Source organism: Nonomuraea sp. NPDC051941 (assembly GCF_044593615.1).
In genome coordinates this window covers 120,942-131,222 of record NZ_JBIUCF010000024.1, presented here as the reverse complement: position 1 = coordinate 131,222, position 10,281 = coordinate 120,942, and the positions used below count along the sequence as shown (strand labels likewise).

General features: G+C 71.6%; 10 protein-coding genes. 3 read left to right on the top strand and 7 right to left on the bottom strand.

Going from position 1 to position 10,281, the window contains the following annotated elements; all coding sequences use genetic code 11:
* Positions 1-3 precede the first annotated feature (3 nt).
* The 4 genes from ACIHFD_RS35395 to ACIHFD_RS35380 all read right to left on the bottom strand — a co-directional run bounded on the left by ACIHFD_RS35395 (position 4) and on the right by ACIHFD_RS35380 (position 5,082).
* The gene (locus ACIHFD_RS35395) at positions 4-1,809 is read right to left on the bottom strand and encodes an ABC transporter ATP-binding protein (RefSeq protein WP_397370647.1); all 1,806 of its coding nucleotides are present in this window, start codon (positions 1,807-1,809) and stop codon (positions 4-6) included.
* A gap of 46 nt (positions 1,810-1,855) precedes the next feature.
* Entirely contained in the window at positions 1,856-2,878 is a 1,023-nt protein-coding gene (locus ACIHFD_RS35390; RefSeq protein ID WP_397370646.1) for an iron-siderophore ABC transporter substrate-binding protein, read from the bottom strand.
* Between the two features lie 87 nt (positions 2,879-2,965).
* Positions 2,966-4,015 carry a FecCD family ABC transporter permease gene (locus tag ACIHFD_RS35385; RefSeq protein WP_397370645.1) on the bottom strand — a complete coding sequence of 350 codons (1,050 nt, stop codon included), beginning with the start codon at positions 4,013-4,015 and terminating at the stop codon, positions 2,966-2,968.
* Between the two features lie 11 nt (positions 4,016-4,026).
* The gene (locus ACIHFD_RS35380) at positions 4,027-5,082 is read right to left on the bottom strand and encodes a FecCD family ABC transporter permease (protein WP_397370644.1); all 1,056 of its coding nucleotides are present in this window, start codon (positions 5,080-5,082) and stop codon (positions 4,027-4,029) included.
* A gap of 94 nt (positions 5,083-5,176) precedes the next feature.
* Between ACIHFD_RS35380 and ACIHFD_RS35375 the strand changes: the two genes are divergently transcribed.
* On the top strand, positions 5,177-6,253 hold the full coding sequence (locus tag ACIHFD_RS35375) for an alpha/beta hydrolase-fold protein (RefSeq protein ID WP_397370643.1): 1,077 nt from the start codon (positions 5,177-5,179) through the stop codon (positions 6,251-6,253).
* A 26-nt stretch (positions 6,254-6,279) separates the two neighbouring features.
* On the opposite strand, the gene ACIHFD_RS35370 is transcribed toward ACIHFD_RS35375, so the two are convergent.
* Positions 6,280-7,578, bottom strand: a complete 1,299-nt coding sequence (locus ACIHFD_RS35370; RefSeq protein ID WP_397370642.1) for a lysine N(6)-hydroxylase/L-ornithine N(5)-oxygenase family protein — start codon at positions 7,576-7,578, stop codon at positions 6,280-6,282.
* A gap of 127 nt (positions 7,579-7,705) precedes the next feature.
* On the opposite strand from ACIHFD_RS35370, the gene ACIHFD_RS35365 reads away from it, so the two are divergent.
* Positions 7,706-8,650 carry a methionyl-tRNA formyltransferase gene (locus ACIHFD_RS35365; RefSeq protein ID WP_350735667.1) on the top strand — a complete coding sequence of 315 codons (945 nt, stop codon included), beginning with the start codon at positions 7,706-7,708 and terminating at the stop codon, positions 8,648-8,650.
* A 4-nt stretch (positions 8,651-8,654) separates the two neighbouring features.
* On the opposite strand, the gene ACIHFD_RS35360 is transcribed toward ACIHFD_RS35365, so the two are convergent.
* Entirely contained in the window at positions 8,655-9,014 is a 360-nt protein-coding gene (locus ACIHFD_RS35360; RefSeq protein ID WP_397370704.1) for an ATP-binding cassette domain-containing protein, read from the bottom strand.
* On the opposite strand from ACIHFD_RS35360, the gene ACIHFD_RS35355 reads away from it, so the two are divergent.
* Positions 8,968-9,174 (top strand): hypothetical protein, encoded by a 207-nt coding sequence (locus ACIHFD_RS35355; RefSeq protein ID WP_397370706.1) that lies wholly within the window; start codon positions 8,968-8,970, stop codon positions 9,172-9,174. The genes ACIHFD_RS35360 and ACIHFD_RS35355 overlap by 47 nt on opposite strands.
* A gap of 20 nt (positions 9,175-9,194) precedes the next feature.
* Here ACIHFD_RS35355 and ACIHFD_RS35350 read toward each other — a convergent pair whose 3' ends face one another.
* Complete coding sequence (locus tag ACIHFD_RS35350; RefSeq protein ID WP_397370640.1) at positions 9,195-10,238, bottom strand: cellulose binding domain-containing protein; 1,044 nt, start codon at positions 10,236-10,238, stop codon at positions 9,195-9,197.
* Between the last annotated feature and the right edge of the window lie 43 nt (positions 10,239-10,281).

Genomic DNA, 10,281 nt, shown 5'->3' with positions numbered 1-10,281 from the left:
GACTCAGCCGTCCCTTTCGAAGGATGAAGGTTCTTGCCACGCGCGCCACAGCCGCGCGTACCTGCCGCCCAGAGCCACCAGCTCCTCGTGGGTTCCCTGCTCCACGACGCGTCCCGCGTCCAGCACGGCGATGCGGTCGGCCGCCATCGCCTGGGTCAGCCGGTGCGCCACGAACAGCGTCGTACGGCCCAGGCACGCGGCGGCCACGGCCCGCTCCAGCTCGGCGGCGCCCTGGCTGCCCGCCTCCGCGGTCGACTCGTCCAGCACCACCACCGGCGACCGGCCCAGCACGAGCCGGGCAAGCGCGATCTGGGCGACCTTGGTGCCGTCCAGCCGCTCACCGCCCTCGCCGACCACGGTGTCCAGCCCGTCGGGCAGCGCCGTGACCCACGTGTCGGCGCCGACCCTGCGCAACGCGTCCATCAGCTCGGCGTCGGCCGCCTCCGGCGCGGCCAGCCGCAGATCGCCGGAGAGCGGCCCGGAGAACACGTGCGTCTCCTGCGTCAGGATGCTCACCAGGGCCCGCGCGCCGGCCTCGTCCAGCCCGGCGAGGTCGGTCGTTCCGATGCGCACCGACCCGGCCTGCGGGGTCCCGATCCCCGCGATCAGCGCCGCCAGGGTCGACTTGCCCGCGCCCGTCGCCCCCACCAGCGCCAGCGACCCGCCGGCCGGGATCACCAGGTCGACGTCCCGCAGGACCGGCCGCTCGGTGCCGGGGTAGCTGAACGTCAGTCCCTCGACCGCCACCGGGTACGGCCCGGCGTCCGCGGGGGCGGCGGCCACCCGGCCCACCAGCCGCTCCTCCGTGGCCTCGCCCAGCACGCCGACCAGCCGGGTCAGGCTCGCGCCCGACTTCTGCGCCTCGTCGAAGGTGAACAGGATGGCGCCCAGCGGGTTGAACAGCCGGTGGAACAGCAGCGGGGCCACCGACGCCTCGCCCAGGGTGACGGCGCCGGCCTCCAGCAGGACGTACCCCACCACGAGGATCAGGACCAGCCCGATGAACTCGGCGCGGTTCTCCCTGCCGACGAACCGGCCGAAGAACCGGAAGACCTCGACGCCGAGATCGCGCACCCGCCACGACTCGCGGGTGACCTGCTCACGGAAGGTCTCCTCCAGGCGGTAGGCCCGGACGGTGTCGATTCCGTTCAGGCCGCTGATCAGCGCCTGCGCGCGATCGGCCTGGGCCTCCCGCTGCTGCTGGTAGAGCGGCGCGGACCGGGGGAGATACCAGCGCAGGGCCAGCGCGTACGCGGGCAGCGCGCCGGCGCCCGCCAGGCCGAGCCGCCAGTCCAGCCCGAACATGCCCGCCGTGGCGATGACGACCAGCACCCCCGACGAGAACACCGTGGGGACCGCCGTCCGGATGCCCTTGGACACCACGGCCACGTCGTCGCCGACCCTGGACAGCACGTCGCCCCGGCCGACCTGCTCGATCCGCGCGCTCGGCATGCCCAGCACCGCCCGTACGGCGCCTTCCCGCAGCCGCGCGAGCAGGTCCGCGCCCAGCCGCCCGATCAGGTACGTGGACGCCGTGGTGGCCGCCGAGCCGAGCAGCGCGGCGGTCACCATCAGCACCCCGACGGTGACCAGGACCGACCGCGACTGACCTTCGACCACCCCGTCGACCACCCGGCCGAGCAGGAGCAACGGCAGCACCTGGAGCGCCGCCGCGGCCACCGCGGTGAGCACGGTGGCGCCCGTCAGCCAGGGCACCTCGCGGCAGTACGCCGCGACCCATCGGGTGGCCTCGCGTCCGGTCGCCGTGCGCAGGATCGCCGGGGCGATGCGGGTGCCGGTGGTGCTCACACCCGGCCCACGGCAGGCCGGGGACAGGACACGTTCACCGGCATCACTAGGCGGCCGACTTGACGAGCTCGTCGATCGCGTACGGCAGGGACAGCAGCGTGCCCTGCGACATGGCCGCGCCGATCGCCGGGCCCTCGCTGTCCAGCAGGTACGACACCTTGCCGCCCTTGACCGCGGGCAGGTTGGCGAACAGCTTGAAGTTCTTCAGCGCGTTCTGGTCCGCCTGGTCGGCGATGACGAAGATGTGGTCGACGTCGATCAGGTCGATGCGCTCGGGGGACAGCACGGTGTAGAAGCTGCCGCCCGCGATCTTGTCGATCTCCGTCGCGCCCTTGAAGCCGATGCCCGACACCAGCCGTCCGCGCACGTCGGTGGTGGTGAACGGGGCGACCGAGTTCTTGTACCAGGACACCGCGACGGCGGTGCGCTCCGCGAACTCCGGGTGCGTCGTGCGGGCGGTGTCGAGCTTGTCCTGGATGCCCTGCACCAGCTTGGCACCCTCGTCGGCCTTGCCGAGCGCCTTGGCGATGTGCAGCGCGTTGTCCTGCCACGGCGCGCTGAACGGCTCCTTCTCGGTCTTGGTGCGGCCCACCGTAGGAGCGATCTTGGAGAGCCGGTCATAGGCGGCCTGGTCGATCTCGGAGTAGACCGCGATGATCAGGTCGGGCCGCAGGGCGGCGATCTTCTCGTAGTTGGGGCCGGAGTCCCCGTTGTTCATGATGACCTCGGGGCGGGTGTCGCCCCACCGGTCCTTCACCCAGGGCCACTGGGTGTTGATGTCGGGGGTCTTGCCCGGCGGGTTCGGGTACTGGTCGACCATGCCGACCGGCTTGATGCCGAAGGCCAGGATGGCCTGGTCGTCGGTGTAGCCGACGGAGACGACCCGCTGGGGGGCCTTGGTGATCTGCGTGGATCCGAACGCGTGCTCCACGGTCAACGGGAACACGCCACCACCCGTGGCGGCCGCGGTGGTGTCGCCGCTCGGCTTCTCCGCCGAGCCGGAACCGCATCCCGCGATCAATGTCGCAGCGGACAACATCACTGCGATGCCCCGCAAGGTCTTCGTCACTGTTCTTCGCTGGAGGAGCATCCGGAATCCCTTGCTTTCGTGCGATCCACTGGAACCGTAACATGCGCAGATTAGGTTAGCCTAACCTTACTTCTTCAGGTTCGCCCGCACCAGCAGGTAGACGAGGAAAGGGCCGCCGATCGCGGCGGTGACCACGCCGACCGGGAGGCTGACCGGCAGCGCCGTACGCGCCACCAGGTCCGCGCCGATCAGCAGCAGCGCGCCCACCATCCCGGATGCCACCAGTGGCGGCGTCGGACACCGTGACAGCCGCATCGCCACCTGCGGCGCCACCAGCGCCACGAACGGGACCGGGCCCGCCGCGCTCACCGCCACGCCGGCCAGCAGCACCGCGCACAGCAGCAGGACCGCCCGCACCATCGAGTACCGGACACCCAGGCCCGCCGCGACCTCGTCACCGAAGTGCAGCGGCCTGAGCTGGAACGCCACGCACGACACGACGGCCATGAGAGCGAGCGCGCACCACAGCGCCACCCAGACCTCGCCCCACGTCCGGTTGTCCAGCGAGCCGACCAGCCATGCCTGGGCCCGGGCCACGTCCCGGATGTCGGCCGTGACCAGCAGCCAGATCGTGATCGCCTCCGCCACGGCGCTCACCGAGATGCCGATGAGGATGAGCCGGAGGCCGTCGATCCCGCGCCGCCACGCCAGGAAGTACACCAGCAGTCCGGTGCCGAGACCGCCCGCGAGAGCCGCCGCGGACAGGCCCACGGAGTCGACGACGGCCGCGGCGACCCCGCCCGACACCGTCACCAGGAACACCGCGACCGCGCTCGCGCCTCCGGTGATGCCCAGCACGTCCGGGCTGGCCAGCGGGTTGCGCGCGATGGACTGCGTGATCGCCCCGGACACCCCGAGCGCGATCCCCACGACGAGCCCGGCCAGGGCGCGCGGCAGGCGCAGATCCATGATCACGAACTCGTCGACCCGCTCGCCCTGGCCGAAGAGCGTGGCGATCACCTGGGGCAGGCCGATGGGGAAGTCCCCGGTGCCGATGGACAGGCAGAACACCAGGAAGGCCGCCGCCGCCAGCAGCAGCGTGACCAGCACCATCCAGGGTCGCCACACGAACGACGCGTGGCCGACCCGCACGCCCGGTGTCGCCGGCCGCCTCACCGCCGTCTCGTTCATACCGTCTTGAACTTTCCGCGCCAGACCAGCGCCGCGAAGAACGGGGCGCCGATGACGGCGACGACGACGCCTGCCTGCAACTCGCCCGGCCGGGTCACCACGCGCCCCACGATGTCGCAGGTCAGCAGGATGACGGCGCCGAGCAGACCCGCGCACGGCACCAGCCAGCGATAGTCCGGCCCGGTGAGATACCGGGCCACGTGGGCCACCATGAGCCCGAGGAACGCGATGGGGCCGCACGCCGCCGTCGTCGCGCCCGCCAGCAGGGTGATGGCGACGATGCCGACGGTCCGGGTGCGCGTGATGTTCACGCCCAGCCCGCGCGCGACGTCGTCACCCAGGTTGAGCAGGTTGACGGCGGGCAGCGTGGTGAGCCCCAGCACCAGCCCGGCCACGACGAACGCGGCCACCGGCCGGATGACGTCGAATCCGACCCCGGCGACGGTGCCCGCGTTCCAGAACCGCAGGGCGTTCAGCGACGCCTGGTCCGATAACGCGACCGCCGTGGTCATCGCCGCCAGGAACACCGCGACCCCCTGCCCGGCCAGCGCGAGCGTCAGCGGGCTGCCCGCGCCCCGGCCGATGCTGGCCAGCCCGAACACGACGGCGCCGGCGGCCGCCGCCCCCAGGAAGGCGAACCAGACGTACTGGTACGGATTGGCGAGCCCGAACAGGAGGATCGCCGACACGACGGCGAACGAGGCGCCGGAGTTCACGCCCAGCAACCCCGTGTCGGCGATCGGGTTGCGCGTGTACCCCTGGATCAACGCCCCGCTGACCCCCAGAGCGACGCCCGCCACGATCGCGAGCACGGTCCTGGGCACCCGTACGGTCTGCACGATCAGCGCGATCTCGGTGAGCCGCTGGTCGGAGCCCGGCTCCGGGAACAACCCCTGCCACACCTCCGCGAGGCTCAGCCCACGCGCGCCGACGGCCAGCGACACCGCCGCCGCGACCAGGAGAACCGCCGTGAGCGCGCCCAAGCCCACCACCCGCCGCCGGCGGACCCCTGTGACCTCGGACGTGGGACGTTTCTCCAGAGTCGTACTCATCGACCTACAATCCACGGGGTACGTCTCGATCATGAAACTTAGGTAAGTCTATCCTTAGTTTCTGGCCGACGGTAGGGACGGAGTGCGACCACGCATGGAGAACACTTTCGCCACGTTCGGGCTCCCCGGTGAGCCCGGTTCCGACGAGTTCTGGGCGGCGGCGGGAGCGCCCGCGTCGGTGCCCGCCGGCGACGGCTGGGCGACCCTGTTCCTGTGGCGCGGGTCCCCGGCGAGCGTCGGCTTCGAGAGCTGGTCGGAGCCGCTGCCCCTGCGCCGGTGGGGCGACACGGACTGCTGGTACGCCGAGGTGGTCATGCCCGCGCGGCTGCGGGTGACGTACCGGTTCGTCACGGACGACGGGGCCTGCGCCGACCCGTTCAACCCGGTCGGCGCGGGAGGTGACCGGTCCATCGCCGCGACCCCGGACGCCCCCGCCCAGCCGCACTGGCCCGCCGTCGGTGCTCAAGACGTCCTGCCGCTCCCGCGCACCCGGATCCGCTGGAGCAGCGAACGGCTCGGCGGGCGGCGCACCGTGCGGGTCCACCCGGCGGGCGGCGGCGGGCCGGTGGTCCTGCTGCTCGACGGGGACGACTGGCTGTACCTGCACCCGGCCATGACCGCGTTCGACTCGGCCGTCGCCCACGGCGAGATGCCCGCCGTCACGCTCGTCTTCCTGCCCGCCCAGGCCAGGGAGGCCGAGTTCGGGTGCGTGGCCGAGCTGTGGGAGGCGATCCGGGACGAACTGCTGCCGCTGGTCGCCGAGAGCGGCGTGCCCGCCGACCTGGACCGGCTGGTGGTCGCCGGGCAGAGCCTCGGCGGGCTGAGCTCGATGTACGCGGCCCTGGAGTTCCCGGAGCTGGTGTCGGCCGTCGCCTGCCAGTCGGGGTCGTTCTGGTGGACGTCCGGGGCCGCCGGCCTGGCCGACCCCATGGGTGGCCCGGTCGGCGGCGCCATCGCCGAGCGCCTGCGAGAGCGCCCCGACCTGTCCGGACTGCGGGTCGCGTTCGACGTGGGGGAGCACGAGGCGCGGATGCTGCCGCACTGCGAGCTGGTCGAGACCCTGGCCGAACAGGCCGGCGCGACCGTGCGGGTCTCCCGGTCGGCCTCGGGCCACGATCGGGCGGGCTGGCGGCACGCCCTGCTCAGGGATGTGGCCTGGGCGCTGCGGTGACGGCCGGGCCGTCACCGCAGCGGCCGTCAGCGCGAGAACGCGTAGGAGGTGCGCAGCCGCCCGGCCACCGCGTCGACGATCTCCCCGGCCCGCACGGCGGTGTTCGACAGCAGCGTCGAGGTCAGGCCGTGGGTGTGCTCGGTGGCTCCCTGCACGTAGATGCCGCAGCGCAGGTGCGTGGAGGTGGCGATCCGGTAGTCGCGCTCGATGCGCAGGGCGCCCGAGGGCAGCCGCTCGCAGTGCTCGCCGACGGCGCCCAGCAGGGTCAGCGGGTCGCCGGGCCGGTAGCCGGTGGCGTAGACGAGCGCGTCGGCGTTCAGGACGGTCCGCTCCCCGGTGGGCAGGAACTCGACGGTGGCGCGCACGCCCTCGGCGTCCCGGGCGACCTCGACGAGCCTGGAGGCGTTGAGGATGCGCAGCCGCTGGCTGCCCCGCACCTTCTCCTGGTAGTGCCTGCGGTACAGCTCGTCGATGAGGTCGAGGTCGACCACCGAGTAGTTGGTGGAGGCGTGGTAGGCGCGCAGGCTGTCCTTGACCGCTTCGGGCGCGTCGAAGTAGTGGTCGACCGCCCCGGAGTCGAAGATGCGGTTGGCGAAGGAGCTGTCGTCGGCGGGGGTGTAGCCGTACTTGGAGAAGACCGCGCACACCTCGGCGCCGGGGAAACGGCCGTGCAGGTGGTCGGTCACCTCGGCGGCGCTCTGGCCGGCGCCGACCACCACCAACCGGCGCGGGTCCGTCAGTGAGGGGAGCCTGTCCAGGAGTTCCTCGCTGTGCCAGACGCGGTCGTCGCCGACCATCCCGTCGGGCAGCACCGGGACCAGGCCGACGGCGACGACCAGGTTGCGCGTGCGGCGGGTGCTGAGCTCCCCGTCGCCCTGGCGGACCACCACGTCGAGATACTCCACCGCGCCGTCGACGGTGACGGGGGTGACCGCGACGACCTCCGAGCCGTACTCGACCTGGTCGGCGAACGGCGCCGCGGCCCACTCCAGGTAGTCGTGGAACTCCATGCGGGAAGGGAACATCGTCTTGTGGTTGATGAAGTCCAGCATCCGGCCGTGCGCCTTCAGATAGGACAGAAAGCCGAACTCGCTGGTGGGGTTGCGCATGGTGACCAGGTCCTTGAGGAAGGAGACCTGCATCGTGGTGCCTTCGAGGAGCATGCCGCGGTGCCATCCGAACGAGAGTTGCTTCTCCAGGAACACCGCGTCGATCCGCTCGCCGGTGCGCGCCTGCCGCTCGCGCAGCGCGATGGCCAGGGCGAGGTTCGACGGGCCGAAACCGATGCCGACGAGGTCGTGGACGGGCTGCTCGGCAGTGGGCATGAAAGGCCTTTCGAGAGAGCGGTCCGAGATGGGGAGCCGTGGGTGGAATCAAGAACCAACTTAGGTTAGGCTCGCCTAATTAGGCGAGCCTAACCTTTATTTCCCTCACCTCACAAGGAGAGCGCTGATGCGGGTCGTGATGTTCGGCTACCAGACCTGGGGGCATCGCACCCTCCAAGCCCTGCTGGACTCCGGGCATGACGTGGTGCTGGCGGTCACTCACCCTCAGAGCGACCACGCCTACGAGAAGATCTGGAGCGACTCGGTGGCCGAGCTGGCCGAGGCGCACGGCGTCCCCGTCGTACTCCGCAACCGGCCCGACGACGAGCTCCTGCTCACCCTCAAGGAAGTCGAGCCTGACCTCATCGTCGCCAACAACTGGCGCACCTGGATACCGCCGGAGATCTTCACCCTGCCCCGGCACGGCATCCTCAACGTGCACGACTCGCTGCTTCCGGCCTACGCCGGCTTCTCCCCGCTCATCTGGGCGCTCATCAACGGCGAGAAGGAGGTCGGCGTCACCGCCCACATGATGAACGCCGAACTGGACGCCGGGGACATCGTCGTGCAGCGCGCGGTCCCGGTCGGCCCGGCCGACACCGCCACCGACCTGTTCCACCGCACGGTCGACCTCATCGGCCCCATCGTCGCGGAGGCCCTGGACCTCATCGCGTCCGGCCGTACCGAGTGGACGCCCCAGGACCGCACCAAGGCCAGCTTCTTCCACAAGCGTTCGATCGAGGACAGCAACATCGACTGGAACTGGCCCGCCGAGGACATCGAACGGCTGGTACGCGCCCAGTCCGACCCCTATCCCAACGCTTTCACCCACTACAGGGGCGAGCGCGTCCGCGTCCTGAAGGCCTCGGTCTCCCAGGGCGTCTACGGCGGCACTCCGGGCCGGGTGTTCATCCGCGAGGGCGACGGCATCGTCATCGTCGCCGGCGCCGAGGCCCGCCGGGGCGGCAGCCACGGCCTGGTGATCGAACGGGTGCGCACCGAGGACGGCACCGACCTGCCGGCCGGCGAGGTGTTCCGGACGATGGGCGGCTACCTCTCCCGCCACCCGTGAGCGATCACTGGTAGGCGGAGGCCTGGAGGCTCCTGGGCCGCCTCCGCGTACCGCTGGTAGACCTCGTACGCGCTGGCCGCGTCCAGCGCGGCCGTCGGCTCGTCGAGCAGTGGCGTCGACCGCATGAACGCCCGTGACAGGGCGACCTTCTGCCACTGGCCGCCGGACAGCTCGACGCCGTCGCCGAGGGCCTTGCCGAGCCTGATCTCCCCGCCCTGGTCACGCGGTCCCGCCAGGCCGCGGGATCCAGCTCGGCGAGGGGTGTCCCGTCCACGGTGATTGTGCCGCCGGTCGGCCGGTAGAACCCGCACAGCAGCTTGACCAGCGTCGTCTTCCCGCTGCCGTGGTCGCCGACCAGCGCCACCGTGGCCCCGGCCGGGAGCCGCAGGTCGATGCCGCGCAGCACGGGCGGCCCGCCGTACGAGAAGTCCACGCCGGACAGGGTGATGCCGTCGCGCAGGCGGTCGGGCGGGGCGAGCGCGCCGCTGGTGCTCGCCTCGTGCAGCTCGCGCAGTCAGAGGTAGCGGCCGGCGCCTGGGACCGCTCAGGGGCTGGAGCAGCCGATGCCGGTGGGCGTGTTCGCGCCGTTGCCGCCGGCGACGTAGCCGAACGTCGTGGTGCCGCCGCCCGCGAGGGTGCCGTTGTAGGAGGCGTTGCGGACGCTGATCGCGCCGCTGGTGCCGGTGTTCACGCCGCCCCACAGGTTGGTGACGGCCTGCCCGGCGGCCAGGGTCATGCCCACGGTCCACCCGTTCAGCGGCGCCGAGCCGTTGTTGTGTACGGTCACCTCCGCCTGGAAGCCGCCGCTCCAGGTGTTGACCGTCCGGTAGGTCGCGGTGCAGGCGCCGCCCTGCCCGGGAGGCGTGGGCGTCGGGGTCGGCGTGGGGGTCGGGGTTCCCTCCAGGCTGCCGGGGACCGAGCGCAGGGCGTTGTACCAGACGGTCGCCATCTTGCTGTAGCCGCCGGCGTTGGGGTGGACGCCGTCGGCCAGGTCCGCGGTGGTCAGGGCGCTGTACATGTCCACCAGGTGGACGTGCTTGCCGGCCGCGGCCCTGGACTGCACGATGCCGGGGATCGCCGAGTTGAAGCCCCTGACGGTCGGGTCGGCGCCGTTGAGGGGGATGATCGTCGCCACGAACACCTCGGCGTCGGGTGCGGTGCCGGTGATGCGGTCGATGAGCGTGGCCAGCCTGGAGGACGCGCCGGTCGGGTTCTGGTACATGTCGTTGGTGCCGATGTGCAGCAGGATCGTACGCGGCTGGTAGGTGCGCAGCCAGGTCACGATGTTGGCGTCGATCTGGTCGATCCGCCATCCGGAGTGGCCTTCGTGGTCGTGGTCGCCCAGGTTCGACGGCCCGTTGAACTGGGATCCGACGAAGTCGACCCGGTAGCCGGCGGCCACCAGCTTCTGCCACAGGTCGACACGGTAACCCCCTGGCACGTTGAACCCGTCGGTGATCGAGTCGCCGAGCGGCATCACCCGAACGCCGCCGTTCGACTCCGCGCCGGCCGCCGTGGCGTACACCGTGGCCGCGAGCAGCGCCAGCACGGCGACCAGGCCGCTCAGCAGGCGCGTCATCCTCACCATGGATGTCTCCGTTTCTGCGAGCGCTAACAGAGACCGCGGTCCC